The organism is Streptomyces sp. NPDC048257 (genome assembly GCF_043201855.1).
In the GTDB taxonomy this organism is placed as follows: Bacteria; Actinomycetota; Actinomycetes; order Streptomycetales; family Streptomycetaceae; genus Streptomyces.
Genome location: NZ_JBICZI010000011.1, coordinates 24,865 through 49,411 on the forward strand (window position 1 = coordinate 24,865; position 24,547 = coordinate 49,411).

Annotated in this window: 24 protein-coding genes and 2 tRNA genes; 16 read left to right on the top strand and 10 right to left on the bottom strand. The window is 72.3% G+C overall.

Annotated features, from left to right (window positions below; genetic code table 11):
• Positions 1 to 27: 27 nt before the first annotated feature.
• Positions 28 to 852: a GNAT family N-acetyltransferase gene (locus ACGFZK_RS21825; protein ID WP_393850539.1), complete on the top strand. Its 825-nt coding sequence runs from the start codon at positions 28 to 30 to the stop codon at positions 850 to 852.
• Here the strand turns inward: ACGFZK_RS21825 and ACGFZK_RS21830 are convergent.
• On the bottom strand, positions 849 to 1,346 hold the full coding sequence (locus tag ACGFZK_RS21830; RefSeq protein ID WP_393850540.1) for a DsbA family protein: 498 nt from the start codon (positions 1,344 to 1,346) through the stop codon (positions 849 to 851). The two genes, ACGFZK_RS21825 and ACGFZK_RS21830, sit on opposite strands and share 4 nt — an antisense overlap.
• 176 nt (positions 1,347 to 1,522) lie before the next feature.
• Between ACGFZK_RS21830 and ACGFZK_RS21835 the strand changes: the two genes are divergently transcribed.
• Positions 1,523 to 1,966 carry a hypothetical protein gene (locus ACGFZK_RS21835; protein ID WP_393850541.1) on the top strand — a complete coding sequence of 148 codons (444 nt, stop codon included), beginning with the start codon at positions 1,523 to 1,525 and terminating at the stop codon, positions 1,964 to 1,966.
• Between the two features lie 214 nt (positions 1,967 to 2,180).
• On the opposite strand, the gene ACGFZK_RS21840 is transcribed toward ACGFZK_RS21835, so the two are convergent.
• Both ACGFZK_RS21840 and ACGFZK_RS21845 read right to left on the bottom strand, forming a co-directional pair.
• Entirely contained in the window at positions 2,181 to 2,801 is a 621-nt protein-coding gene (locus tag ACGFZK_RS21840; RefSeq protein WP_393850542.1) for a CGNR zinc finger domain-containing protein, read from the bottom strand.
• A 203-nt stretch (positions 2,802 to 3,004) separates the two neighbouring features.
• Complete coding sequence (locus tag ACGFZK_RS21845; protein WP_030011909.1) at positions 3,005 to 3,418, bottom strand: SsgA family sporulation/cell division regulator; 414 nt, start codon at positions 3,416 to 3,418, stop codon at positions 3,005 to 3,007.
• Positions 3,419 to 3,595: 177 nt separating this feature from the next.
• On the opposite strand from ACGFZK_RS21845, the gene ACGFZK_RS21850 reads away from it, so the two are divergent.
• Positions 3,596 to 4,078, top strand: a complete 483-nt coding sequence (locus ACGFZK_RS21850; protein WP_393850543.1) for a TIGR02611 family protein — start codon at positions 3,596 to 3,598, stop codon at positions 4,076 to 4,078.
• 46 nt (positions 4,079 to 4,124) lie between these two features.
• Positions 4,125 to 4,196: transfer RNA gene (locus ACGFZK_RS21855), tRNA-Val, on the top strand.
• Positions 4,197 to 4,249: 53 nt separating this feature from the next.
• Here the strand turns inward: ACGFZK_RS21855 and ACGFZK_RS21860 are convergent.
• Positions 4,250 to 6,589, bottom strand: a complete 2,340-nt coding sequence (locus ACGFZK_RS21860) for an SCO7613 C-terminal domain-containing membrane protein (protein WP_393850544.1) — start codon at positions 6,587 to 6,589, stop codon at positions 4,250 to 4,252.
• A gap of 151 nt (positions 6,590 to 6,740) precedes the next feature.
• On the opposite strand from ACGFZK_RS21860, the gene ACGFZK_RS21865 reads away from it, so the two are divergent.
• Positions 6,741 to 6,812 (top strand) — tRNA-Val (locus tag ACGFZK_RS21865).
• A gap of 68 nt (positions 6,813 to 6,880) precedes the next feature.
• Here ACGFZK_RS21865 and ACGFZK_RS21870 read toward each other — a convergent pair.
• Positions 6,881 to 7,606 carry a 3'-5' exonuclease gene (locus ACGFZK_RS21870; protein ID WP_393850545.1) on the bottom strand — a complete coding sequence of 242 codons (726 nt, stop codon included), beginning with the start codon at positions 7,604 to 7,606 and terminating at the stop codon, positions 6,881 to 6,883.
• Positions 7,607 to 7,807: 201 nt separating this feature from the next.
• On the opposite strand from ACGFZK_RS21870, the gene ACGFZK_RS21875 reads away from it, so the two are divergent.
• Positions 7,808 to 8,386 (top strand): DUF4365 domain-containing protein, encoded by a 579-nt coding sequence (locus ACGFZK_RS21875; RefSeq protein WP_393850546.1) that lies wholly within the window; start codon positions 7,808 to 7,810, stop codon positions 8,384 to 8,386.
• Complete coding sequence (locus ACGFZK_RS21880; RefSeq protein ID WP_393850547.1) at positions 8,386 to 9,591, top strand: hypothetical protein; 1,206 nt, start codon at positions 8,386 to 8,388, stop codon at positions 9,589 to 9,591. The genes ACGFZK_RS21875 and ACGFZK_RS21880 overlap by 1 nt, the downstream gene beginning before the upstream one ends.
• Positions 9,592 to 9,748: 157 nt before the next feature.
• Here the strand turns inward: ACGFZK_RS21880 and ACGFZK_RS21885 are convergent, their stop codons facing one another.
• Positions 9,749 to 10,222, bottom strand: coding sequence for a DUF4232 domain-containing protein (locus ACGFZK_RS21885; protein ID WP_393850548.1), 474 nt, complete (start codon positions 10,220 to 10,222; stop codon positions 9,749 to 9,751).
• A 37-nt stretch (positions 10,223 to 10,259) separates the two neighbouring features.
• Positions 10,260 to 10,763: a GNAT family N-acetyltransferase gene (locus ACGFZK_RS21890; protein ID WP_393850549.1), complete on the bottom strand. Its 504-nt coding sequence runs from the start codon at positions 10,761 to 10,763 to the stop codon at positions 10,260 to 10,262.
• Between the two features lie 415 nt (positions 10,764 to 11,178).
• On the opposite strand from ACGFZK_RS21890, the gene thrS reads away from it, so the two are divergent.
• Both thrS and ACGFZK_RS21900 read left to right on the top strand, forming a co-directional pair.
• A complete protein-coding gene (gene thrS, locus ACGFZK_RS21895) occupies positions 11,179 to 13,155 on the top strand; it encodes a threonine--tRNA ligase (protein WP_393850550.1) in 1,977 nt (658 codons plus the stop codon).
• A gap of 70 nt (positions 13,156 to 13,225) precedes the next feature.
• Positions 13,226 to 13,786: an HIT family protein gene (locus ACGFZK_RS21900; protein ID WP_393850551.1), complete on the top strand. Its 561-nt coding sequence runs from the start codon at positions 13,226 to 13,228 to the stop codon at positions 13,784 to 13,786.
• A gap of 40 nt (positions 13,787 to 13,826) precedes the next feature.
• Here the strand turns inward: ACGFZK_RS21900 and ACGFZK_RS21905 are convergent, their stop codons facing one another.
• The 3 genes from ACGFZK_RS21905 to ACGFZK_RS21915 all read right to left on the bottom strand — a co-directional run bounded on the left by ACGFZK_RS21905 (position 13,827) and on the right by ACGFZK_RS21915 (position 18,290).
• The gene (locus ACGFZK_RS21905) at positions 13,827 to 14,234 is read right to left on the bottom strand and encodes a DUF1992 domain-containing protein (protein ID WP_393850552.1); all 408 of its coding nucleotides are present in this window, start codon (positions 14,232 to 14,234) and stop codon (positions 13,827 to 13,829) included.
• A 43-nt stretch (positions 14,235 to 14,277) separates the two neighbouring features.
• Positions 14,278 to 15,942, bottom strand: coding sequence for a hypothetical protein (locus ACGFZK_RS21910; protein ID WP_393850553.1), 1,665 nt, complete (start codon positions 15,940 to 15,942; stop codon positions 14,278 to 14,280).
• 152 nt (positions 15,943 to 16,094) lie between these two features.
• Positions 16,095 to 18,290 (bottom strand): elongation factor G-like protein EF-G2, encoded by a 2,196-nt coding sequence (locus tag ACGFZK_RS21915; RefSeq protein WP_393850554.1) that lies wholly within the window; start codon positions 18,288 to 18,290, stop codon positions 16,095 to 16,097.
• Between the two features lie 312 nt (positions 18,291 to 18,602).
• Between ACGFZK_RS21915 and pgsA the strand changes: the two genes are divergently transcribed.
• The 7 genes from pgsA (at position 18,603) to ACGFZK_RS21950 (ending at position 24,446) form a co-directional block, all read left to right on the top strand.
• Positions 18,603 to 19,265 carry a phosphatidylinositol phosphate synthase gene (gene pgsA / locus ACGFZK_RS21920; protein ID WP_393850555.1) on the top strand — a complete coding sequence of 221 codons (663 nt, stop codon included), beginning with the start codon at positions 18,603 to 18,605 and terminating at the stop codon, positions 19,263 to 19,265.
• Entirely contained in the window at positions 19,265 to 20,176 is a 912-nt protein-coding gene (locus ACGFZK_RS21925) for a phosphatidylinositol mannoside acyltransferase (protein ID WP_393850556.1), read from the top strand. Before pgsA ends, ACGFZK_RS21925 begins: the two co-directional genes overlap by 1 nt.
• Positions 20,176 to 21,342 carry a glycosyltransferase family 4 protein gene (locus tag ACGFZK_RS21930; protein WP_393850557.1) on the top strand — a complete coding sequence of 389 codons (1,167 nt, stop codon included), beginning with the start codon at positions 20,176 to 20,178 and terminating at the stop codon, positions 21,340 to 21,342. The genes ACGFZK_RS21925 and ACGFZK_RS21930 overlap by 1 nt, the downstream gene beginning before the upstream one ends.
• An 87-nt stretch (positions 21,343 to 21,429) precedes the next feature.
• The gene (locus ACGFZK_RS21935) at positions 21,430 to 21,972 is read left to right on the top strand and encodes a hypothetical protein (RefSeq protein WP_393850558.1); all 543 of its coding nucleotides are present in this window, start codon (positions 21,430 to 21,432) and stop codon (positions 21,970 to 21,972) included.
• A gap of 149 nt (positions 21,973 to 22,121) precedes the next feature.
• A complete protein-coding gene (pdxS, locus tag ACGFZK_RS21940; RefSeq protein WP_030706266.1) occupies positions 22,122 to 23,039 on the top strand; it encodes a pyridoxal 5'-phosphate synthase lyase subunit PdxS in 918 nt (305 codons plus the stop codon).
• 6 nt (positions 23,040 to 23,045) lie between these two features.
• A complete protein-coding gene (pdxT, locus tag ACGFZK_RS21945) occupies positions 23,046 to 23,636 on the top strand; it encodes a pyridoxal 5'-phosphate synthase glutaminase subunit PdxT (protein WP_393850559.1) in 591 nt (196 codons plus the stop codon).
• Positions 23,637 to 23,693: 57 nt separating this feature from the next.
• A complete protein-coding gene (locus ACGFZK_RS21950) occupies positions 23,694 to 24,446 on the top strand; it encodes a YebC/PmpR family DNA-binding transcriptional regulator (RefSeq protein WP_030765687.1) in 753 nt (250 codons plus the stop codon).
• Positions 24,447 to 24,547: the final 101 nt, after the last annotated feature.

Genomic DNA, 24,547 nt, shown 5'->3' on the forward strand with positions numbered 1-24,547 from the left:
GGCCGCGGGAGGGGTAGAACTCGGGGGATGACCACCACCCTGCGGCCGTCCGGGCCGCTCCAGCGCACGGCGGGCGGGGCGCGGTCGCGCCCGTACGAGATCCGGGTCAACAGCAGGCCGGTCGGCGCCCTGCTGATCGCCTCCGACACCCCCTTCGGGCCGACGGTCGGGGAGATCCGCGACCTGGACGTCGAGGAGGGGGACCGGCGGCGGGGCCGGGCGACCGTGGCCGCGCTCGCCGCCGAGGAGGTACTGCGCGGCTGGGGCTGCCGCCGGGTCCGCGTCACGGTTCCGGCCGACTCGGAGGGCGGCCTGTGCATGGCTCGGGCCCTGGGGTACGCCGAGTACAGCCGCAACATGGCCAAGGACCTGCCGGCCGAGCCGCCCGTCCTCCCCGAGGGGGTGCTCGGGCGGCCCATGACGGACGCCGAGTACGAGGTCTGGCACGCCGGGGCCGTCGACGCGTACGCCGCGAACTGGAGCAGCCGCGGCATGTCCGAAGAGGCCGCCCGCGCCAAGTCCGTGGCCGACCACGAGAGCCGGCTGCCCCGGGGCCCGGCGACTCCGGGAGCCACCTTCGTCGTCCTCGAGGCGGACGGAGCGCCCGTCGGCCACGTGTGGCTCGCGCCGCGCGGGGAGGGCTCGTACGTCTACGACATCGCGGTGGGGGCCGAGCACCGGGGCCGCGGGCACGGCCGCCACCTGATGCTGCTCGCCGAGCGCTCGGCCCTCGCCGAGGGCCACCGGCTGCTGGCGCTCCAGGTCTTCACCGACAACACCCCGGCCCTGCGGCTGTACCAGTCCCTCGACTACCGTCCCACCCACTTCAACTTCGCCAAGGACCTGCTCTAGGGGGTGGCCAGCAGACGGTCCGCGATCTCCTCGATGCGGGCGCGCAGACCGTCCTGGCTCTTGCCGCCGTCGAGACGCTGTCCGTCGATCTCGTACGTCGGCGTGCCGGTCACGCCGATCGCCTTGCCCTCGGCCTGGTCGGCGTCGACGATCAGGATGTGCCGCCCGTCGATCAGGGCGGTGTCGAACTCCTCGACGTCGAGACCCAGTTCACGCGCCACGTCCAGCAGGACCGGCTCGCCGCGCTCGGCCAGCTCGGCGGTGCGCGCCAGCACGGCCTCCGCGTAGGGCCAGCCCTGACCCTGCAGAGCGGCCTCCTCGGCGGCCTGCGCCGCGGCGAAGGAGTCCTTGTGCTTCTCCAGGGGGAAGTGGCGCAGCCGGATGTCCAGCCGGTCGCCGTAGCGGGCCCGCAGGGCGCGTACGTCGTCCAGGGCGCGGTGGCAGTCCGGGCACTGCAGTTCGCACCAGACGTCGAGGATCACGGAATCGGTCATACGGACAGTCTCCCAGCCCCCGCCCGCCCCACCGACCGGGACCTGGGGAGGAGCCGCGACCCGGAGATGTCCCGGAGATCCGTACGGGTGCGCCTTCGGACCTGGCCGCTGCGGCGGTGGCCGGTGCAGGATGGACAGGGACAGATCGTCACCCCGCCGACAGTCCGGAGGACCGCATGCTTGCCGAGACCATTTGCTCCGCGGTGTCAGCGGCGGGCCTGGGCCTCGCCGCGGTGACCGCCTACCGCAAGCGCTTCCTGGCCGCCGCGCGGATCGCCGCCTACGCGCTGGTGCCGGTCGCCCTGGTGATGACGGGGTTCGTCGAGTGGGTGTCCGGGATGGTCTTCGACCCGACCGTCTGGGCCGGCTTCGGGCTGCTGGGCGTGTCCTGGCTGCTCTTCATGACCACCCGCGCCATCGAGCGCCGCAGCCTCGCCGCCTCCGGGAAGCCCGCGAAGCCCGCGAAGAAGGTCAAGGGGAGCCCGGTCACCGAGGCCGTCGCCCCGTCGGCCTCCGCGCCGTCCCTGGGCAGCGCCCGAGCCGGTTCGCAGCCCCAGCCCACCGCCCCCGCGGACGACTTCTCCGACATCGAGGCCATTCTCAAGAAGCACGGGATCTGAGTCCGGGATCCGGCCCGAGCCCCGGCTCGTCCACAAGATCGGGCGAACTCCCGCGCGGATGTTGGCGTGTTGAGGGGCGGGCGGTGGTGCCCTGCGCCATCATCGGCCCGACATGTTCGACACATCGCATGGTGAGCCGCCGGTACCCGCCCCTGTCGTCGAGGAGCCGCGAGGCTGTCTCTTCGCGCTCTCCCAACCACCCCTGATGATCTTCCTAGCGGTGATCGGCATCCTGCTGCTGCTTGCCGCCGTGCACGATCTCTTCCTGCTCTGACGCCTCCGCGTCGGCCTCCTTGCGCCGCGCCCGGTACGCCGCCACGTGCAGCCGGTTCCCGCAGGTCCGGCTGTCGCAGTAGCGCCGGGAGCGGTTGCGGGACAGGTCCACGAAGGCCCGCCGGCAGTCCGGGGCCTCGCAGCGGCGCAGCCGTTCCTGTTCGCCGGAGACCACGATGAAGGCCAGGGCCATGCCGCCGTCGGCCGCCAGGTGGTCGCCCACCGACGCGCCCGGCGCGAAGTAGTGCACGTGCCAGTCGTAGCCGTCGTGGTCGGTCAGCTGCGGCGTGGTGCCGGCCGTGGCCACGAGCTCGTTGATCAGTATGGAAGCCGCACGCGGGTTCGGCGAGGCGAAGACCTGGGCGAACTTGCTGCGCACGGTCCGCACGCCGGCCAGGTCGCGGGCGCTGAGCTCGCCGACGTCGCTGATCGAGTACTCCTGGACGAATCCGCGCAGCGCGCCGATGTCCGAGAGCCCGTCGGGCTGGTCCGTTTCGGCCGCGGTGTTCACCAGCGCGACGACGACGTCGAGCGCGCGACGGGTGTCGTGGGGGATCTGCACGGGGTCTCCCTCAGGGGCCGGGCCTGCGGCGACGGGAAAGGCGCCGCCACTGCCGCCCGACAATAGCGGGTCCCGTCGAAGCAGACCGGCGCCGTCCTCGCGGTTGGCTTCCGCGGGAACAGCGCCGGCACTGCGTATGTGGTTGTCGGCCGACCCGCACCGTCGCCCCGAGTCGGACGGTGTCGAGCGGCTGTAGGCCTGGCTCAGCTTTCGGCCAGGATGTGGGAGAGCTCCTTGTCGAGGTCGAAGTGCCGGTGCTCGGTCCCGGGTGGGACCGCGGCGTCCGTCCGCTTGAGGAACGACTCGAGTGCTCGGGCAGGTGCTTCGAGCAGTGCTTCTCCCTCCGGTGAGCTCAGGGCGATGCAGACGACGCCCTGACCGTGGCTGCGGGACGGCCATACGCGGACGTCGCCGGTACCGGTGGGCCGGTGGAGGCCCTCCGCGAGGAGGTCGCGGGCGAATACCCATTCGACCGTCTCCTCGGCGCCGGTGTGGAAGGTGGCGTGCACGGCGTAGGGGTCGGCCGTGTCATACCGCAGGCCCGCGGGAACAGGCAGTGAGGACTCGCTCGACACAACGAGGCGCAGGTGCAGCTCGCAGCTGACCGTGGTGTTCATAAGCGCCAGGGCCTTTCGCTCAGTGTGCGCTCGGGGATTCGCACGTCGGCGAAATCGACATGCCACCTACGGTGCCGTTGTAAACCCCTCTGACCGTTTTGCGGACCTCTGGGTCCCTCGGACGGCGGATCCAAACCTGCATTCACGTGTGCATCCCGCTCCGGTAGATTCGGACCCATGAATACGGGGAGTGACCGCGGAACGCATGGGTCCGCCGCTGACGAATCGGCCACGGCGTCCGCCAACGCATCCGGCGCGGAAGCCGCGGCCGAGGCAGCCGAGGAAACGCCGCACGTGTCGAAGGCCCCGGCCTTCATCAAGCGGAACCGGAGCCTGCACCTGAGCTGGCAGGTCGGCGTCTTCATCGTCGGCCTCGCGGTGATCGGCGCCGGCATCGCCATGCTCGTGCTGCCCGGCCCCGGCTGGGTCGCGATCTTCGCGGGCCTGGCGATCTGGGCCACCGAGTTCGCCTGGGCCCACCTCGTGCTGCGCTGGACCAAGCGGAAGGTCACCGAGGCCGCACAGAAGGCGCTCGACCCCAAGGTCCGCCGCCGCAACATCATCCTGACCAGCGTGGGCCTCGTCATCGCGGGCGCCCTGATCGGCTTCTACCTGTGGAAGTACGGGCTCGTCCTGCCCTGGAACCTCAAGGACCAGTGATGGTCAAGGAGCACCGCTGACATGCGGTAATGTTTGCGGTGCGTCCGGGCGATTAGCTCAGTGGGAGAGCACTTCGTTCACACCGAAGGGGTCACTGGTTCGAACCCAGTATCGCCCACCCGGACCAGAGGCCCGGAGACTTTCAAAGTCTCCGGGCCTCTGGCGTTTCCGCTACCGCAGCCGGCCGATCGCGGCCCGCAGCCGGCGGGCGTCGCGCAGGCGCCGCTCGTACGTCGCCCCCACCGCCAGCAGCAGCAGGCCCGCCAGGGCCGGCGGCACCCAGCGCGGCAGCGCCCCGGCGACCTGCACCACGTACGGGGCCAGCTCGTGCACCGCCACCGCCGCCAGCACCGCACCGCCCAGCAGGAGCGGGGCCTGCAGCCGCCGGTGGGCGCCCGTCAGGGTCACCGCCAGCGCGGCCACCCCGAGCAGCAGCGGGCGCATCCAGTCCGGGTCCCCCCAAGCCGCCAGCAGGCTCGGCAGCAGCGTCGCCGCGAGCCCAGGGCCGTACGCCGTCCAGGACGAGGCCTGCGGGTCCCTGCGGCGCCGCAGGAGGCCCACCACCAGGGCGGGCACCGTCACCGGCAGCGTGTAGGCCTCCGGCGCGGTCACCCCGGCCTCGGCCAGCCGGACCCAGGTCGCCGCCGCGAACAGCGCCCCCGCCGCCCAGCCCAGCACCCGGCGGTCCGGCCGCACCGCGGCCCCCGCGCAGATCACCCCGGCCAGCGCCAGGACCAGTGCCAGCGTTCCCGGTCGCCCGGCCGACAGGGCCACCGCCGCCGCGCCCGCCACGGCCGCCGCGATCTCGGCGGACAGCCGGACCCCGCCCAGCCGCGGCCCGAGCGCCGCCACCACGGCCGGGACCGTGAGCACCGGCAGGGACCACCAGACCACCGCCACCTCCGTCACCGCGCCCACCGCCACCAGCACGCCCGTGGCGTACCCGACCGCGCACATGGCCGCTCCGGAACGGACCGGCCGCGGAGCCGGCCCGTACGCCGCTCCCGCCCCACAGCCCGCCCCCAGCAGGCCCCACACCGCGAAGGTCGCCGCCCGGCCGTCCAGCGCACCCAGGGACACGTTCGCGGCGCCGATCAGCGCGCACGCGGCGGCCGCGATCCGGGCCCCGCGTGCCGGAGTGCGCAGGGCGAGGACCCCCGCCGCGCCCGCCACCGCGAGCTGCGCGACGAAGACCGCCGCCACCGGGAAGCCGAGCAGCACCGGGGCCGTGAACAGTCCCGACCAGGCCAGGACCACCGCCACCACCAGCGGCTCCGGCCGGGACAGCGCCCGCGACAGCCACCAGGCCGCCCCCGCCGAGATCAGCAGGGCCACCGCGGCCGCCGGACCCGGCCCGTACGGATCCAGGTCCGGGGTCGTCGGCGCCCACACCTCGGCCAGCACCCGGAGCCGGGTCACCAGGACCGGAACCACCGCGGAGCCCGCCGACAGCGCCGCGAGGGCCACCACCGCCGCCCCGCCCCGGGCCAGCCCGCGCCGGACCGCCGCCGGGAGCGCGGGAACCCGTACCGCCGCCAGCAGCGGCAGCGCCAGCAGCAGGTGCACCACCACGGTCCAGGCCGGCTCCAGGCCCGGACGGGCCACCCCGCCCAGGCCGGCCACCGCCGCCAGGGCGGCCACCAGCGCCGCGGCCGAGGCGCGCGGCTCCCGCCAGGCCACCGCCACCCCGAGGCCCGCGCCCGCCAGCAGCAGCGCCGCCGGGGCCAGGGCCTGGCCCGCCGAACCGGCCGACCACGACTGGGCGGCCCCGGTCAGCAGCGCCACCGAGCCCAGCACGGCAGCGGGGATAACCGCCCACCTGACCCGCAGGGCGAGCGCGGCGTCCAGCGCCGCCGTCGCCAGCAGAGCCCAGCCGAGTCCCAGCGGGCCCGGCTGCGCGGCCAGCGCCGCCAGCGGCACCGGGAGCTGCGCGGCCAGCACCGCCGCCGGCAGCGGGATCCGCAGGGTGCGCAGGCCCGCGCCGTACCCGGCCCACACCGCCGCCAGCACGGCGGCCGCCCCCGCCGCGTAACCGGTGCCGTCGAGGTCCGCCAGGCCGACCGCGTACAGCGCGTACGCGTCGAGCACCGTCAGCAGCAGCCCCACCGCCGCGACCGACTCCGCCGTCGACCGCAGACCGCGGCGCAGCAGGAGCACGGGCGCGCCCAGCGCCGCCGCCGTCACCGCGGCCAGCACCGCCGAGCGCCCGGCGATCCCCATGGACCCCCAGCTGACCAGCGTGAACGCGAGCGCGGCGACCGCCAGCAGCACCGCGCCCAAGGCGAGCAGCACGTTCTGCGCGCTCGGAGCCGAGGCCTCCTTGGCGGGCCCGGTGGGCGCGGCGGACGCGGCGGGCCCCCAGCGCACCGGAGCGGGCGCGGCGCCGGCCTGCTGCAGGAGCCGCAGCAGCCAGTCCCGGCGGCTCAGCAAATACAGCCGCCGGGCATCGAGTTGGGCCAGCTCGCGGTCGATGAGCGCCAGCTCTTCGGCGGGCGGCAGTGGGGTGTTCATATCCGGAGTGTGGCGCCGGTCACGCAGTCAGGACATGGGCGTGCGTACTCAGATGTGCCCTGAGTAGGTACCTGACGTGCGGACGGGGGGCCGTGCCGGGGGAAGCGGTTTGAACCAGCCCCGGGCCTTCTGTATTGTTCGGTGCGTTCCCGGGCGATTAGCTCAGCGGGAGAGCACTTCGTTCACACCGAAGGGGTCACTGGTTCGATCCCAGTATCGCCCACCGGGAGAGGCCGGTCCGTCCCAGACGGACCGGCCTTCCGCATGTTCGGGCCCCGCTTGCGGCCACGCCTACGCGGCCGTCGACAGGTCCGGCCGCAGCGGCCAGTGCGGATCCACCGCCTCCGGTGTCCCCTGACGCGCGAACCACGCCTGCAGACCGCGCGCCTGCGCCGCGTGCCACACGGCCTGCAGGGTGTGCAGCTCGGCCGGCGACAGCCGCTCCAGCCGGGCCGCGAACCGCCGGCCCACCGCCCGGACGAGCTCCAGCGAGGCCATCGCGTCCGCCGCCGCGTCGTGCGCGCCCTCCAGCTCGATCCCGTAGTGCGCGCACAGGTCCGTCAGCGTCCGGCGCCCCTTGCGGTACCGGTCCAGGTGCTTGTCCAGCACCCGCGGATCCAGCACCGTCAGCGGCCGGTTGTCCAGGTAACGCGACAGCGACGACGCCCGGTGCCGGCGCAACTCCCGGTCCAGCAGCGTCAGATCGAACGGCGCGTTCATCACCACCACCGGCCGGCCCGCCACCTGCTGCTCCCCGAGCGCCCGGGCTATCTCCTCCACCACCGGCGCCGGCCAGCGCCCGTGACGCTGCAGGTGCTCGTCGGTCAGCCCGTGCACTTCCGTGGCGCCAGGGGGCACCGGAACCCCGGGATTGACCAGCCAGCGCGTGGTGCGGACCCGGCCGCCCGCACACTCCTGGACGACGAGCGCGGCGGACACGATCCGGTCCTGCTCGACGTCCACCCCGGTGGTCTCCGTGTCGAATGCGGCCAGCGGGCCCTCGTACCAGCGTGTCATGGCGAACTCCTCGTCCCCGAGCGGCGGGTGGAGCTTCCTGAACACACCACCCCCGCCGCATCGGTGATACCCGGGCTGTTTGCCCCGTACGCCGTTTGCGGGCACTCGGGTGCGGAGACAACTTCCTTGGGGGACCGTACGCATGACCGGTCGTCACCCAGCACGCTCGCGGCAGAGCCCGCAAGGCATGGGGAGCCGGCCATGGCGCTCACACAGCCCGAACCGGGTGGGGTGCTGCACGAGGGGACAGGTCCGCGGACCGCAGCCCTGCGCGGCACACTCGCCACCACCGCCTGTATGGAGACCCTCCAGGTGGGATACCTGCACGCCGTCGCGGCCGCCGCGGGGTGCTCGCTCTCCCAGCCCTTCCCCGACAACGGCATCGACTGGCACGTCTCCCACGGGGCACCCGAACACGTCGTCGACGACGAGGTCACCATCAAGGTGCAGCTCAAGGCGACCTACCAGACACCGCCGCGGCCGGCCGGGGCCACCTTCGGCTTCACCCTCGACAACGAGCACCTGGTGAAGCTGGCCCGGACACCCGTCGCCGTCCACAAGATCCTCGTCGTGATGCTCGTACCGAGGGAGCGCGACCAGTGGCTCGCCGCCGGGCACGACCGGCTCGACCTGAGGCACTGCTGCTACTGGACCAACCTCGCCGGGCACCCCGTGACCGGCCGGCGCCGCACCACCGTACGGATCCCCACCACGCGGATCTTCGACGACCGTGCGCTGTGCGAGATCATGACCCGGGTCGGGTCGGGAGGGACACCCTGATGAACCTGCACTCACCGCACCTCGAACCGCTCCCGTCCCCGCAGTACCCGTCGGGCGGTCCCGATCCGGCGCAGGTCGACCCGCAGGTGCTGGGGGCGCTGCTGCACCGGCACGGGTGGCTGCGGCGTGGCGGCGCGGCCGGGCGGTACGGCCGCTGGACCCCGCCCGGGCGCTCGGGCACCAGCCTCCTCGTCCCCGAGAGCCGCACCTTCCCCGACTGCGCGGACCTGCTGGAGGAGGCGCTCGCCGCCCTCGCGCACGGCGGCCTGCCCTCGGCGCGCGAGGTGCTCCTCGGGCTGAGCGTGCCCAGCGACGAGATCCGCTGGGAGCGGGAGATCCCGGAGGGGCCCTACGGGATCCGGGGCGAGGCCGCCTGGCCCGTACAGGAACAGCTGCGCTCGGCCGCCCGCCGGCTCCTGCTCGCGGCGGCCCTCGCCGACCGGGCCCGCGCCGGGTACTACGGGGCCCGGCACCAGGCACAGGCCGAACGCACCCTGGACGGCGTCCTGGTGGGGCCCTCCCCGGGCGGTCGGCGGCTGACCGCGTACGTCCCCGTGGACGGCGGCCGCGGACCCGTGACCCGGCTGCACCACGCCCTGCACGCGGCCCGCGAGGCGGTGGACTACCGGCGGGCCACCGGCGGCATGGAGGCCTTCGACGCGGCGGTGGCGGCCGGGGTCAGCCGGGAACTGGCCGAGGCGCTCATCCGCCTGGTCCGGGGCTCGGAGGGCGCCCGGATCGCGCTGGCCTGGGCACCCGCGGCGGGAGTCCCGGCGGGCTGCGCGGCCCGCCCAGAGCCGGTCGAGTTCTCCCCGGGCGACCTGCCCGTCCTGCGGGAGGCCGCAGCCCGCTACACCCGCGCGGAACCCGCCGTACAGGTCCGGCTCGCGGGGGCCGTGGTGCGGATGCGGCGCAAGGCCGCCGGGGGAGGGGGCACCGTCCGGCTGCGCGTGCTGGCCGGCGCGGAGGTCCCGTACGTCCGGGCGGCGCTCGACGAGGAGGCGTACCGCATCGCGGGCCACGCCCACCTGGTGGGCCTGCCGGTCCGGGTCACCGGGCGACTGCAACGGCGGGGCGGCTTCCGGCGGCTGTCCGACGCGGCGGACGTGACGCCGGTACCGATGGACGAGGTCGAGCGGGACCGGCTGATGAAGTCCCTGGACGCGGCCTTCGACCCGGAGGACGTCCTGCCCTCCGACGACTAGTGCCGTGACCGGAAAGGTTCACCGGGTCGCGACGCCCGGCACGGCACCTCGCGGCGTTGTCGGACCACGGAAGGACGTCCAGTACGAGCCGTGGCCCTCCGCCTGGCGATGCACCGCACCGGACGCCGCGACCCGGCAAACCTTTCCGGCCACAGCACTAGCGGAAGGCGGTGGCGCGGACGGTGTTGCCGCAGAGGGCGAACCGGCCGCCGTCGGAGGGCGCCACCTGGAAGCCCATGCCCGCGATGCCGACCACCAGCGAGGGCGCGACGGCCGGAGCGGCGCCGGAGGCGCAGTACCCGTCCGCCTCGCCGAGGACCGGGGTGAAGGTCAGGACCGAGGAGGCGGTCCCGCCCTCGGACAGCAGCACCGGCCGGGCCTCGCCCCGGGGAATGACGCGCAGCGGCTGGTTCCGGTCCGGCGAGCCCTGGCCCGCGAGGGCCACCGTCGGGAATCCGCGCAGTTCGCAGGCCGGGCCGTCGTTGACCACGGTGAACCGCACCCGCGTGGAGTCCGTACGCACCGCACCGGAGGCCGAGAGCTGCTCCCCGGTGCACGCGGCGACCGGCGCCGCCACCGCGGTGGTCCCGGCGAGCAGCCCGCCCGCCGTGACGGCCGTCGCGGCGGCCAAGGCAACCGCTCTCCCCGCACCTCTCATGGGTGTCACCTCACCCCAGATCGGAAGATCCCCTTCCACCCTCCCACGGGCCGCACCCGGCGGCGCGGGCGAAGGAGGCCATGGTCAGCCCCGGCGCGGGGGAGAAGTCCGGCCCCCGAGCGAAGCCCAGACGTTCGTAGAGGGTCACCGCGGGGGCGTTGGCGGCGCCCGTCGTCACCTCGACGGGACGCCCCGGGAACAGCTCCGCCAGGACGTGGCGCAACAGCAGGGAGGCGACGCCCCGGCGAAACCGCCCCGGATCCACACACAGCCGATCGATGCAGATCCCCTCCCCCTCCACTTCCCACGCGAGGAAGCCGTCGAGTGAGCCGTCCCCCGAAAACGCTCCGAGCCAGTGCAGCGGGCGGGCCCTCATCTCCGTGAGGCTCTCGCCCAGCGCCGGGATGCCGTCGAAGCCGATCAGCTGCGCCTCCACCGCGTACGCGGCCCGCCCGATCCGGTAAACGGCATCGGCGATGGCATCGTCGGTCAGGTCCAGCGGACGTATGGGCATGCGGGTCCCTCCGGGGAGTGGGGCGGTCCGGGCCACGCTATCCGTGCCTTGCGCCGACAGGCCCTGAGTTTCCGGTGGGGTGGGGGCACACCGGGGCGTCCCCGCAGGTCGAGCGAACCCACCGCCGGGCAACGGGCCGACCCGGCGAAGGGCTCGTGAGCCGAGGAGACGCCCCCCGGGGGGCCCACCCCACGAGCCCGCCTGCGCCCGCCCGGGCCGGAGCCACGGCTTCGCGGTGGAGCGCTGCCTGAGCCGGCCCAGGCCAGGCCGGCCCAGCCCGGCCGGGTCCCGGGCCGGGTCCGGGAGGCCCCGTCGGGCGGCCCACCCGGTAACCGTTTAGCGGCGCAGCCACTCCGCTCGGTACGATTCAGGCGCGCGGCCGTTCGCCCGCGCACCCCTGAGTCAGGAGAGACCGGTGTCAGACGTCCGTGTGATCATCCAACGCGATTCCGAGCGGGACGAGCGCGTGGTGGCCACGGGCACTACGGCGGCTGAGCTCTTCGCCGGCGAGCGCACCATCGTCGCCGCGCGCATCGCAGGTGAGCTGAAGGACCTCGCGTACGAGGTGCAGGACGGCGAGACCGTCGAACCGGTGGAGATCTCCTCCGAGGACGGTCTGAACATCCTGCGCCACTCGACCGCGCACGTCATGGCGCAGGCCGTGCAGGAGCTCTTCCCCGAGGCCAAGCTGGGCATCGGCCCGCCGGTCCAGAACGGCTTCTACTACGACTTCGACGTCGCCCGCCCCTTCACCCCCGATGACCTCAAGGCCATCGAGAAGAAGATGCAGGAGATCCAGAAGCGGGGTCAGAAGTTCTCCCGCCGCGTGGTCACCGACGAGGCGGCCCGCGAGGAGCTCGCCGACGAGCCGTACAAGCTGGAGCTCATCGGCATCAAGGGCTCCGCGTCCACCGACGACGGCGCGAACGTCGAGGTGGGCGGCGGCGAGCTGACCATCTACGACAACCTGGACGCGAAGACCGGCGACCTGTGCTGGAAGGACCTCTGCCGCGGTCCCCACCTGCCCACCACCCGGAACATCCCGGCGTTCAAGCTCATGCGCAACGCGGCCGCCTACTGGCGCGGCAGCGAGAAGAACCCGATGCTCCAGCGCATCTACGGCACCGCCTGGCCGTCGAAGGAAGAGCTGAAGGCCCACCTCGACTTCCTGGCCGAGGCCGAGAAGCGCGACCACCGCAAGCTCGGCAACGAGCTGGACCTCTTCTCCATCCCGGACGAGATCGGCTCCGGCCTCGCCGTCTTCCACCCGCGCGGCGGCATCATCCGCCGGACCATGGAGGACTACTCGCGCAAGCGGCACGAGGAGGAGGGCTACGAGTTCGTCTACTCCCCGCACGCCACCAAGGGCGCCCTCTTCGAGAAGAGCGGCCACCTGGACTGGTACGCGGAGGGCATGTACCCCCCCATGCAGCTCGACGGTGGTACCGACTACTACCTCAAGCCCATGAACTGCCCGATGCACAACCTGATCTTCGACGCGCGCGGCCGCTCCTACCGCGAACTGCCGCTGCGCCTGTTCGAGTTCGGCACCGTGTACCGGTACGAGAAGTCGGGTGTCGTTCACGGCCTGACCCGCGCCCGCGGTTTCACCCAGGACGACGCGCACATCTACTGCACCCGTGAGCAGATGGCCGAGGAGCTCGACACGACCCTCACCTTCGTGCTCAACCTGCTGCGCGACTACGGTCTGACCGACTTCTACCTGGAGCTGTCCACCAAGGACCCGGAGAAGTTCGTCGGTTCGGACGAGGCCTGGGAGGAGGCGACCGCGGTCCTCGCCCAGGTCGCCGAGAAGCAGGGTCTCCCGCTGGTCCCGGACCCGGGCGGCGCGGCCTTCTACGGCCCGAAGATCTCGGTCCAGTGCAAGGACGCCATCGGCCGTACCTGGCAGATGTCGACCGTGCAGCTCGACTTCAACCTGCCGGAGCGGTTCAACCTCGAGTACACCGCGCCCGACGGCTCGCGCCAGCGTCCGGTCATGATCCACCGTGCGCTCTTCGGCTCGATCGAGCGGTTCTTCGCCGTGCTGCTGGAGCACTACGCGGGCGCCATGCCGCCGTGGCTGGCCCCGGTCCAGGCGGTCGGCATCCCGATCGGCGACGGGCACGTCGAGTACCTGCAGGAGTTCGCCGCGGCGGCGAAGAAGCAGGGCCTGCGGGTCGAGGTGGACGCCTCCTCCGACCGCATGCAGAAGAAGATCCGCAACCACCAGAAGCTCAAGGTCCCGTTCATGATCATCGTCGGTGACGAGGACATGGCCGCGGGCACCGTCTCCTTCCGCTACCGCGACGGTTCGCAGGAGAACGGCATCGCCAAGGACGAGGCGCTGGCCAAGCTCGCCAAGGTCGTCGCGGACCGCGTCCAGGTCTGATCCGTCGGTGCAAGGCCCCCGGAAGTGATCACTTTCCGGGGGCCTTCCTCGTCCGCGAAGCCAAGGTCATATGCTTGCCGCCATGACGACTCAGCCGGAGCAGCAGATCGGTGTGGGCACTCAGGACGCGTTCCAGCGTCTGTGGACGCCCCACCGGATGGCCTACATCCAGGGGGAGAACAAGCCGACCGGCCCGGAGGCCGGGGACGGCTGTCCCTTCTGCGGCATTCCGGAGATGTCCGACCAGGACGGCCTGGTCGTCGCCCGGGGCCGGCACGTGTACGCCGTGCTGAACCTCTACCCCTACAACGGCGGCCACCTGATGGTCGTCCCGTACCGGCACGTCGCCGACTACACGGAGCTCGACGGGCCGGAGACGGACGAGCTCGCCGACCTCACCAAGCGGGCGATGGTCGCGCTGCGCAAGGCCTCGGGGGCGCACGGCTTCAACATCGGCATGAACCAGGGCGCGGCCGCCGGCGCCGGCATCGCCGCGCACCTGCACCAGCACATCGTCCCCCGCTGGGGCGGCGACACGAACTTCATGCCGGTCGTGGGCCACACCAAGGTCCTGCCCCAACTCCTGGCGGACACCCGCCAGATGCTCGCCGACGCCTGGCCGGTCGGCTAGGGGGTGTCTTGTCGATCAGGCCGGATCGACAAGACGCTGCCTAGGCCCCGTCCGTGCGGGTCCTGCGCCAGGTCTCGACTTCGGCCTCCACGTCGAACTCGGTCAGGCTCAGGGGCGGGCCCGGCGGGGGCATGCGCAGGGCCGCGCCGATCTTCTCGTTGATCTCCGTGAGGATCGCCCGTACCTGGCGTTCGGAGCGGGCCGCCCGGACCCTGTCCACGGCGTCCTCGGCCTCCTTGCGCAGCGCGAGCGCCGGGGGCAGGACGGCGAAGCCCTCGCGGTGCAGCTTCCCCCTGATCCACCACAGCTCGTCGTAGGGCGCGTCCAGCGAGGCCAGCGGCTTTCCCCAGCCCGGCAGGTTCTCGAACTCGCCCCGCTCGGTGGCCTCCCGGATCTGCCGGTCCACCCAGGACTCGACGCTGACACCCGGTGGCTTGCGCTCGGTCATCGTCCCTCCTCGGCCGTCCCTCCAGCGTACTCAGGCCCGGCTGCTACGCGTCGTAGACGTCGGCCTTGCGCGGGGAGGGCTCCTGGATGAGCCCGCTCATGATCGAGGAGCGGTTGGTGAAGCGGTCGGTGTCGACGCCGTTCTCCTCGAGCACCTTGAAGGTCGCCGCGTGGATCGACCGCAGGACCGGGGCCACCGTGCGCAGGGCGTCGTCCGCCATGAACCGGTGGCGCCACATCGAGCTCGCCCAGACGTGGCGCAGGCCGAAGGGCTCGGGCAGGACCAGCTTCCCGCCGAAGAACTCCAGGAGCGGCGGGTACCAGGTCAGCGGGGCCCGCACGGCGAGGCGTACCACCTCCTGGGCGTCCACCAGCGGCAGCGGGCGCTCCACGGTCTCCCAAAAGCGGATGCTCTTGGGCACCTCGACGGTCGGCGCCTTGGACTTGCTGGTGAACAGGCCGTGTACGGGGCCCAGGGCGTGCGCGGTGACGTCCACGCGCAGCGTCTTGTAGAGCACGGTGACCGTGACCAGCATGTTGATGACCAGCTGGCCGTCCCAGAGCGGGTACTGGATGCCCAGGTAGTGCCGGTTTCCGGCGCTGAACTGCTGCTCGTTGCAGATCCGGGTGATCTCGTGCGGCTTGATGAGGAAGGCGTCCACGTTCTCGCCGGCGGGGCGGGCCACCTCGGCCGCGCCCTCGCCGATCGGGGTGACGATCCAGTGCTGGATCGCGGCCGCCGGAAAGCCGCCGGTGTGCAGGGGACCCCGCTCCAGCTTGCGGAGCTGGGCGTCGATCCCGCGTATGACGTCCCAGCTGCGGAAGGGGTGGATCTCCATGCCCTCGCTCTTGGGGGCCAGCTCCTCGGCCATCTGCCAGCTGCCCCACCGGGTGCCCATGCCGAGGATGCCCTTGGGGCCCGCGTAGAAGACCTGGTTGCTACGGTCCTCCGCGGTCAGTTTCGCGAGCTGGTGGCGCAGGTCCTCGCGCGCCTTCTCGTCGGGGTTGCCGGGCACGGCCTCGGGGACCTTGGCGCCGACCCCGCCGCCCGACAGCAGTCCGTCCCAGCGGGCGCGCAGGTCCTTGGCCGTGGCCTCGCAGGTGCGGCGGGCCAGCAGCCAGCCCAGGGCCGGGGCGATGATCATGCCGCGGGCGTACAGGCCGAGGAAACCGGTCAGCGGCAGCCGGAACATCAGGACGGCCACCACGACACCGACGCCGACGAGGAGCACGGTGCCGAGCCAGGAGGCCCTGCCCTCCCTGCCGGCCAGGCTCTTGCGGAGCTGGAACAGGCCCAGCCACAGCAGCAGGCCGGGCAGGAACAGCACACCGCAGACCAGCATGATCAGCCGGAGCCTGCGGTCGCGGTCCTTGCGGATGTGCGAGGCGGCCAGGCAGTGCTCCACCACCGTCTGCGGGTCGGCGCCGAAGGACTGGATGAGCGGCTTGCGGCCCGCGCCGAGGGTGCGGGCCTCCACGGCCCGGCAGAAGGCCTCGCCGAGGCTTGGCTCGAAGAGGGAGATCTTGGGGGGCTTGACCGTGGCCGGGTGGTGCTCGTTGTTGGCCCCGAGTATGACGTCGAGTTTGCTGTCCTTGCCGCCGTCGCGGTACGCGGCCGAGGCGAGGGCGTTGGTCGCCGCCGTCTGCCCACCGCCGCCCTGCAGCGGGACCTGCGCTCCGGGCCTGAAGTCGAATCCGTCGTCCGCCACCGCTGCCCCCATCGCTGTGCGTTCGTGCTCTTTTGGTGCGCCGACGAGCCTATCGGCGGATCCCGCCCCATGGTCATGGGACAGGGAAATGCCGCCCACCGCAAGCTGGTTGGGTGGGCGGCCGAACCGGTCCTGCGCCCATCGGCTTCCCTTTAACTTCCCTTCTCCGGCTGTGCGCGCACCTTGTCCGCGATCTGTGGCGGCATCGGCTCGTGGCGGGCGTACGCACGGGCGAAGCGGCCGGTGCCGTGCGAGACGGAGCGCAGCTCGACGGCGTAGCGGCCGATCTCGATCTCGGGGATCTCGGCGCGGACCCGGGTGCGGCCCGGCCCGGCCTGGTCGGTGCCGACGACGCGGCCGCGGCGGCCCGCGAGGTCGCTCATGACCGGGCCGACGTACTCGTCGGGGACGAGGACGGCGAGCTCGGCGACCGGTTCGAGGAGCTCGATCCGGGCCTCGGCGGCGGCCTCGCGCAGTGCCAGGGCCCCGGCCGTCTGGAAGGCGGCGTCGGAGGAGTCCACCGAGTGCGCCTTGCCGTCGAGGAGGGTGACGCGCACGTCGACCAGCGGGTACCCGGCGGCCACCCCGCGGGCGGCCTGCGTCCGTACGCCCTTCTCCACGGACGGGATGAACTGCCGGGGCACGGAGCCCCCGACCACCTTGTCGACGAACTCGATGCCGCTGCCGGGCGGGAGCGGCTCGACCTCGATCTCGCAGATGGCGAACTGGCCGTGACCACCGGACTGTTTGACGTGCCGACCGCGCCCGGAGGCCTTGGCGCCGAAGGTCTCGCGCAGGCTCACCTTGTGCGGGACGGGATCGACCTGGACGCCGTAGCGGGTGCGCAGCCGCTCCAGGGCGACGTCCTGGTGTGCCTCGCCCAGGCACCACAGGACGACCTGGTGGGTGTGCGGGTTCTGCTCCAGCCGCATGGTGGGGTCCTCGGCGACGAGCCGGGCCAGGCCCTGGGAGAGCTTGTCCTCGTCGGCCTTGCTGTGGGCCTCGATGGCGAGCGGGAGCAGCGGATCGGGCATGGTCCAGGGCTGCATGAGGAGCGGGTCGTCCTTGGCGGAGAGGGTGTCGCCCGTCTCCGCGCGGGTGAGTTTGGCGACGCAGGCGAGGTCGCCGGCGATGCACCGGGTGAGGACGCGCTGCTGTTTGCCGAAGGGGGAAGAGAGGGTGCCGACGCGCTCGTCGATGTCGTGGTCCTCGTGCCCGCGGTCGGCGAGGCCGTGCCCGCTGACGTGGACGGTCTCGTCGGCCTTCAGGGTGCCGGAGAAGACGCGTACGAGGGAGACGCGGCCGACGTAGGGGTCGGAGGAGGTCTTGACGACCTCGGCGACGAGGGAGCCGTCGGGATCGCAGGTGACGTCGGGGCGGGCGGAGCCGTCGGGGCGGGTGACGGTGACGGCGGCGCGTTCCAGGGGGGTGGGGAAGCCGCCGGTGACCAGTTCGAGGAGTTCCACGGTGCCCAGGCCCTGGCGGGCGCCGTCGGTGGCGGGGGCGGCCATCAGGACGGGGTGGAAGGTGCCGCGCGCCACCGCCCGCTCCAGGTCGTCGACGAGCGTCTTGAGGTCGATCTCCTCGCCGCCGAGGTAGCGGTCCATGAGGCTCTCGTCCTCGCTCTCGGCGATGATCCCTTCGATGAGGCGGGCGCGGGCGTCGGTGATGAGGGAGAGCTCGGCGGGGTCGGGGTCGCGCTCCACGCGCTCGCCCGAGGCGTACTCGTAGACGCGCCGGGAGAGCAGGCCGAGCAGGCCGGTGACGGGGGCGTGGCCGTCGGGTCCGGCCGGGCCGTGCAGGGGCAGGTAGAGGGGGATGACCGCGTCGGGGTCGTCGGCACCGAAGATCTCGCCGCAGACGGTGGTCATCTGCGCGTAGTCGGAGCGGGCGGCCTCCAGATGGGTCACGACGATGGCGCGGGGCATGCCGACGGCCTCGCACTCGTCCCAGACCATGCGGGTGGCGCCGTCGATCCCGTCCGAGGCGGAGACGACGAAAAGGGCCGCGTCCGCGGCGCGCAGACCGGCCCTGAGTTCCCCGACGAAGTCCGCGTATCCGGGGGTGTCCAGGATATTGATCTTGATTCCGCCCCATTCGACGGGGACGAGGGACAGCTGCACGGAACGCTGCCGGCGGTGCTCGATCTCGTCGTAGTCGGAGACGGTGGCGCCGTCCTCGACCCGACCGGCCCGGTTGACCGCCCCCGCGGTCAGGGCGAGGGCTTCGACCAGCGTGGTCTTGCCGGATCCGCTGTGGCCGACCAGCACGACGTTCCGGATGGAAGAGGGGCGGTCGGCCGCCAGTGCCCTGCCGGCGGCTCCGGCTTGGTGTGATGTGGCTCCCATGGTGCTCATGCCTCCCGGTGGTGACGGTGAGGAGGGTGGGGTGGTGGGTGGATCGGTGTCCGGATCGGTGTTCCCGGCCCTTCCCCGGAGGAGGAATGCGGGATTCTTCGAGCTTTGCACTGGTGTCACATCACGTCCATACGTCGTACCGGGGACGTGGCCGGGGCCCACCGGAGGCGGTCCGGGACGTGAAGTACGTCTTACGTGACACGAACCGGTGGGTGCGCGGCGTCCGCGCGGTGGCGCGCTGGCTACGATGGGCCAGCCGGTGGCCGTGGTGGCCGTGCGGCCCAGCGACCCTCCGGGAAGGCCATGCTGAACAAGTACGCGCGTGCATTCTTCACGCGTGTTCTCACGCCATTCGCCGCTTTTCTGCTCCGGCGGGGGGTGAGTCCGGACGCGGTCACCCTGATCGGCACGGCCGGAGTGGTGGCGGGAGCGCTGGTCTTCTTCCCCCGGGGCGAGTTCTTCTGGGGCACGATCACCATCACCCTCTTCGTCTTCTCCGACCTGGTGGACGGGAACATGGCCCGCCAGGCCGGGGTCTCCAGCCGATGGGGCGCGTTCCTCGACTCCACCCTCGACCGGGTGGCCGACGCGGCCATCTTCGGCGGACTCGCCCTCTGGTACGCGGGCGGCGGCCACGACAACGTCCTGTGCGCGGTGGCGATCTTCTGCCTGGCCAGCGGCCAGGTGGTCTCGTACACCAAGGCCCGCGGCGAGGCGATCGGGCTGCCGGTCGCCGTCAACGGGCTCATCGAGCGCGCCGAACGCCTGGTGATCTCGCTGGTCGCGGCCGGCCTGTCCGGGCTGCAGACCTTCGGGGTGCCCTCCTGGATCGGGGTGCTGCTGCCGATCGCCCTGTGGGTGGTGGCCGCGGGCTCGCTCGTCACGCTGATCCAGCGGGTGGTCACCGTACGCCGTGAATCGGCCGAGGCCGACGCCGCGGCCGCCGCCGAGGGTGGCGCGGCCTGATGGGCGCCATGCAGGACAAGCTGGTCGACGGGCTCTACGGGCTCGGCTGGGCCGGGGTCAAGAAGCTGCCCGAGCCGGCCGCCGTGGCCCTGGGCCGGCGGATCGCCGACTTGGCGTGGAAGCGGCGCGGCAAGAGCGTGCTGCGGCTGGAGTCGAATCTGGCCCGGGTCGTGCCCGACGCGGGTCCGCAGCGGCTGCGCGAGCTGTCGCAGGCGGGCATGCGCTCCTACATGCGGTACTGGATGGAGTCCTTCCGGCTGCCGACCATGGACCCGGAGCGCTTCGGCACGGATGTCGAGTTCAAGGACGAGCACCTGCTGCGCGAGGCCCTCGCCTCCGGGCGCGGGGTCGTCGTGGCGCTGCCGCACCTCGCCAACTGGGACCTCGCCGGGGCCTGGGCCATCGGCCACATCGGGGTGCCCTTCACCACGGTCGCCGAGCGGCTCAAGCCCGAGAGCCTCTACGACCGGTTCGTGGCCTACCGGGAGAGCCTGGGCATGGAGGTCCTGCCGCACAGCGGCGGAGCCGCCTTCGGCACCCTCGCCCGCCGGCTGCGCTCCGGCGGCCTGGTCTGCCTGGTCGCGGACCGGGACCTGTCGGCCTCCGGGATCGAGGTGGACTTCTTCGGCTCCACGGCGCGCATGCCGGCCGGCCCGGCGCTGCTGGCCCAGCAGACCGGTGCGGTCCTGCTCCCGGCGACCATGCACTACGGCGACACGCCGAAGATGTACGGCCGGATACACCCCGAGGTGGAGGTACCGAAGACCGGGACCCGGATCGAGAAGACCGCCGTGATGACGCAGGCGGTGGCGGACGCCTTCGCGTGGGGCATCGCCGAGCACCCGGAGGACTGGCACATGCTGCAGCGGCTGTGGCTGGACGATCTGGCCGACCAGGGGGAGCGCCCGTAGTGAAGATCGGCATCGTGTGCCCGTACTCGTGGGACGTGCCGGGTGGCGTCCAGTTCCACATCCGGGACCTGGCGGAGCACCTGATCCGGCTCGGCCACGAGGTGTCGGTGCTCGCCCCGGCGGACGACGAGACCCCGCTGCCGCCGTACGTGGTCTCGGCGGGACGGGCGGTGCCGGTCCCGTACAACGGCTCGGTGGCCCGGCTGAACTTCGGTTTCCTATCGGCGGCGCGGGTGCGCCGCTGGCTCCACGACGGCACCTTCGACGTGATCCACATCCACGAGCCGGCCTCGCCCTCGCTGGGACTGCTGTCCTGTTGGGCGGCGCAGGGGCCGATCGTGGCGACCTTCCACACCTCGAACCCCCGGTCCCGGGCGATGATCGCGGCGTACCCGATCCTGCAGCCGGCCCTGGAGAAGATCAGCGCGCGCATCGCGGTGAGCGAGTACGCGCGGCGCACGCTCGTGGAGCACCTCGGCGGCGACGCGGTCGTCATCCCCAACGGCGTCGACGTGGACTTCTTCGCCAAGGCCGAGCCCAACCCGGACTGGTCCGGGCAGACGCTGGGCTTCATCGGCCGCATCGACGAGCCGCGCAAGGGCCTGCCGGTGCTGATGGCCGCGTTCCCGAAGATCGCGGAGGCCTGCCCGGACGTACGGCTGCTCGTCGCGGGCCGCGGTGACGAGGAGGAGGCGGTGGCCACCCTCCCGGCGGAGCTGCGCTCCCGCGTCGAGTTCCTCGGCATGGTCTCGGACGAGGACAAGGCGCGGCTGCTGCGCAGCGTCGACGTGTACGTCGCGCCGAACACCGGCGGCGAGAGCTTCGGCATCATCCTGGTCGAGGCCCTGTCGGCGGGGGCGGCGGTCCTCGCGTCGGACCTGGACGCCTTCGCGCAGGTCCTGGACCAGGGCGGGGCGGGCGACCTCTTCGCGAACGAGAACGCGGACGCCCTGGCCACGGCGGCGATCACCCTGCTCCGCGACCCGGACCGCCGTGCCGAGCTCAGCACCCGCGGCTCGGCGCACGTCCGCCGCTTCGACTGGTCCACGGTCGGCGCGGACATCCTGGCCGTCTACGAAACGGTCACGGACGGCGCGGCGGCGGTGGCGACGGACGAACGCGTCCCCCTCCGCACCCGCCTGGGCTTCTCCCGCGACGCCGGGTAGTGCCGCCCCCGGACCCCAGGGGTCCCGGGGCGGACCGGCCGGGGCCGATGGGGGGCGGGGGCGCGCGGAGCGGTAGGGTCGCGCAGCGTGATCGAAACCCTTGTCTGGATCGCCCTGGCTCTCGGAGTCATCGGGGTCTACCTCAGCTGGACCGCCGGCCGGCTCGACCGGCTGCACTCGCGGATGGACGCCGCGCGGGCCGCGCTCGACGCGCAGCTCGTACGGCGGGCCTCCGTCGTGCTGGAGGTGGCCACCTCCGGGGTGCTCGACCCCGCCTCCTCCCTGGTGCTGTACGAGGCCGCGCACGGCGCCCGGCAGGCCGAGGAGGAGCACCGCGAGGTGGCCGAGAGCGAGCTCAGCCAGGCGCTGCGGGCGGTCTTCGCCGATGCCGAGCAGGTCGACGTGCTGAAGGCGGCCCCCGGCGGGGCGGAGGCCACCGAGGAGCTGGCGGCGGCCGTCCGCCGGGTGCCCATGGCGCGGCGCTTCCTCAACGACTCGGTACGGGCCGCCCGCGCGCTGCGCAGGCATCGCAAGGTCCGCTGGTTCAGACTGGCCGGGCACGCGCCCTTCCCGCTCGCCTTCGAAATGGACGACGAGCCTCCGGTGGATCTTGCGGATCGCCCGGCCTAGGGGGTGTCCAGGGCTGCCCAAGGGCCGCGAGGGACAAATCAAGGAGCCACAGGCTCCACATTGGCCCTTGTAGTGGACTGGTCTCCTGGGGTTTCCTCAGCCGAGTAGTACGAGCAGTACCCCGTCTTCCTTTCGAGTGAGGTCAATCCGTGAGCACGCTTCCCACCTCCCCCCAGTCCGCCGAGTCGGCGATCGGCACCTCGCGCGTCAAGCGCGGCATGGCCGAGCAGCTCAAGGGCGGCGTGATCATGGACGTGGTCAACGCCGAGCAGGCGAAGATCGCCGAGGACGCCGGCGCCGTGGCCGTCATGGCCCTCGAGCGGGTCCCGGCCGACATCCGCAAGGACGGCGGCGTCGCGCGCATGTCCGACCCGAACATGATCGAAGAGATCATCGAGGCCGTCTCGATCCCGGTCATGGCCAAGTCCCGCATCGGCCACTTCGTCGAGGCCCAGGTCCTGCAGTCCCTCGGTGTCGACTACATCGACGAGTCCGAGGTCCTGACCCCGGCCGACGAGGTCAACCACTCCGACAAGTGGGCGTTCACCACCCCCTTCGTCTGTGGCGCCACCAACCTGGGCGAGGCCCTGCGCCGCATCGCCGAGGGCGCGGCCATGATCCGCTCGAAGGGCGAGGCCGGTACCGGCAACGTGGTCGAGGCCGTCCGCCACCTGCGTCAGATCAAGAACGAGATCGCCCGCCTGCGCGGCTACGACAACAACGAGCTGTTCGCCGCCGCCAAGGAGCTGCGCGCCCCGTACGAGCTCGTCAAGGAAGTTGCCGAGCTCGGCAAGCTCCCGGTCGTGCTGTTCTCCGCCGGTGGCGTCGCCACCCCGGCCGACGCCGCGCTGATGCGCCAGCTCGGCGCCGAGGGCGTCTTCGTCGGCTCCGGCATCTTCAAGTCGGGCGACCCGGCCAAGCGTGCCGCCGCCATCGTGAAGGCCACCACCTTCTACGACGACCCGAAGATCATCGCGGACGCCTCCCGCAACCTGGGCGAGGCCATGGTCGGCATCAACTGCGACACCCTCCCCGAGGCCGAGCGCTACGCCAACCGCGGCTGGTAGTCGGATATGACCACACCCGTCATTGGAGTCCTGGCCCTTCAGGGCGACGTACGGGAGCACCTGATCGCCCTGGCCGCGGCGGACGCCGTGGCCAGGCCGGTCCGGCGTCCCGAGGAGCTCGCCGAGGTCGACGCCCTGGTGATCCCCGGCGGCGAGTCCACCACCATGTCGAAGCTCGCGGTGCTGTTCGGCATGCTGGAGCCGCTGCGCGAGCGCGTGGCAGCCGGCATGCCCGTGTACGGCACCTGCGCCGGCATGATCATGCTGGCGGACAAGCTCCTGGACGGCCGTGAGGACCAGGAGACCCTGGGCGGCATCGACATGATCGTCCGCCGCAACGCGTTCGGCCGCCAGAACGAGTCCTTCGAGGCGAAGATCGACTTCGCGGGCATAGCGGACGGACCGGTCGAGGGCGTCTTCATCCGCGCCCCCTGGGTCGAGTCCGTCGGCGGCGCCGCCGAGGTGCTCGCCACGTACGAGGGCCACACCGTCGCCGTGCGCCAGGGCAACGTCCTGGCGACCTCCTTCCACCCCGAGCTGACCGGAGACGACCGCGTTCACGCGTACTTCGTCGACATGGTGCGCGCAGGGCTGTAACGGCGTCCCGGTAGGATCTGAGGCGAACATTGTTGGTGACGCGAAGGAGACAGGCAGATGTCCGGCCACTCTAAATGGGCTACGACGAAGCACAAGAAGGCCGTGGTTGACGCCAAGCGCGGCAAGCTCTTCGCGAAGCTGATCAAGAACATCGAGGTCGCCGCCCGTATGGGCGGTGCCGACATCGACGGCAACCCGACGCTCTTCGACGCCATCCAGAAGGCCAAGAAGAGCTCGGTACCGAACAAGAACATCGACTCCGCGGTCAAGCGCGGCGGTGGTCTCGAGGCCGGCGGCGCCGACTACGAGACGATCATGTACGAGGGCTACGGTCCGAACGGCGTCGCGGTGCTCATCGAGTGCCTCACCGACAACCGCAACCGTGCCGCGTCCGACGTGCGCGTCGCCATGACCCGCAACGGCGGCTCGATGGCCGACCCGGGCTCGGTCTCGTACCTGTTCAACCGCAAGGGTGTCGTCCTGCTGCCCAAGGGCGAGCTCTCCGAGGACGACGTCCTGGAGACGGTGCTCGACGCCGGTGCCGAAGAGGTCAACGACCTCGGCGAGAGCTTCGAGATCATCAGTGAGGCCACCGACATGGTCGCGGTCCGCACCGCGCTCCAGGCCGCCGGTATCGACTACGACTCGGCCGACTCCAACTTCCTGCCGACCATGCAGGTAGAGCTGGACGAAGAGGGCGCGCGCAAGATCTTCAAGCTGATCGACGCGCTGGAGGACAGCGACGACGTGCAGAACGTCTTCGCCAACTTCGACGTCTCGGACGAGGTCATGGAGAAGGTCGACGCCTGATCGGGCATCAGCGGCGGGCCGGCGGGGACACACCCCGCCGGCCCGCCGCTTTGTCAGTGCCAGCGGTTAGCCTGCACGCACTGACAGGCGAAGGAGGGGTG

Bases quoted from the DNA above. Each gene is read 5' to 3' on its own strand.
- ACGFZK_RS21825 (WP_393850539.1), top strand. From the start codon at position 28: ATGACCACCACCCTGCGGCCGTCCGGGCCGCTCCAGCGCACGGCGGGC.
- ACGFZK_RS21880 (WP_393850547.1), top strand. From the start codon at position 8,386: ATGAACCTGCACTCACCGCACCTCGAACCGCTCCCGTCCCCGCAGTAC.
- ACGFZK_RS21830 (WP_393850540.1), bottom strand. From the start codon at position 1,346: ATGACCGATTCCGTGATCCTCGACGTCTGGTGCGAACTGCAGTGCCCG.
- ACGFZK_RS21835 (WP_393850541.1), top strand. From the start codon at position 1,523: ATGCTTGCCGAGACCATTTGCTCCGCGGTGTCAGCGGCGGGCCTGGGC.
- ACGFZK_RS21905 (WP_393850552.1), bottom strand. From the start codon at position 14,234: ATGACCGAGCGCAAGCCACCGGGTGTCAGCGTCGAGTCCTGGGTGGAC.
- ACGFZK_RS21925 (WP_393850556.1), top strand. From the start codon at position 19,265: ATGGGCGCCATGCAGGACAAGCTGGTCGACGGGCTCTACGGGCTCGGC.
- pgsA (WP_393850555.1), top strand. From the start codon at position 18,603: ATGCTGAACAAGTACGCGCGTGCATTCTTCACGCGTGTTCTCACGCCA.
- ACGFZK_RS21900 (WP_393850551.1), top strand. From the start codon at position 13,226: ATGCTTGCCGCCATGACGACTCAGCCGGAGCAGCAGATCGGTGTGGGC.
- ACGFZK_RS21950 (WP_030765687.1), top strand. From the start codon at position 23,694: ATGTCCGGCCACTCTAAATGGGCTACGACGAAGCACAAGAAGGCCGTG.
- ACGFZK_RS21870 (WP_393850545.1), bottom strand. From the start codon at position 7,606: ATGACACGCTGGTACGAGGGCCCGCTGGCCGCATTCGACACGGAGACC.
- pdxT (WP_393850559.1), top strand. From the start codon at position 23,046: ATGACCACACCCGTCATTGGAGTCCTGGCCCTTCAGGGCGACGTACGG.
- ACGFZK_RS21875 (WP_393850546.1), top strand. From the start codon at position 7,808: ATGGCGCTCACACAGCCCGAACCGGGTGGGGTGCTGCACGAGGGGACA.
- ACGFZK_RS21890 (WP_393850549.1), bottom strand. From the start codon at position 10,763: ATGCCCATACGTCCGCTGGACCTGACCGACGATGCCATCGCCGATGCC.
- ACGFZK_RS21850 (WP_393850543.1), top strand. From the start codon at position 3,596: ATGAATACGGGGAGTGACCGCGGAACGCATGGGTCCGCCGCTGACGAA.
- ACGFZK_RS21860 (WP_393850544.1), bottom strand. From the start codon at position 6,589: ATGAACACCCCACTGCCGCCCGCCGAAGAGCTGGCGCTCATCGACCGC.
- ACGFZK_RS21845 (WP_030011909.1), bottom strand. From the start codon at position 3,418: ATGAACACCACGGTCAGCTGCGAGCTGCACCTGCGCCTCGTTGTGTCG.
- ACGFZK_RS21915 (WP_393850554.1), bottom strand. From the start codon at position 18,290: ATGGGAGCCACATCACACCAAGCCGGAGCCGCCGGCAGGGCACTGGCG.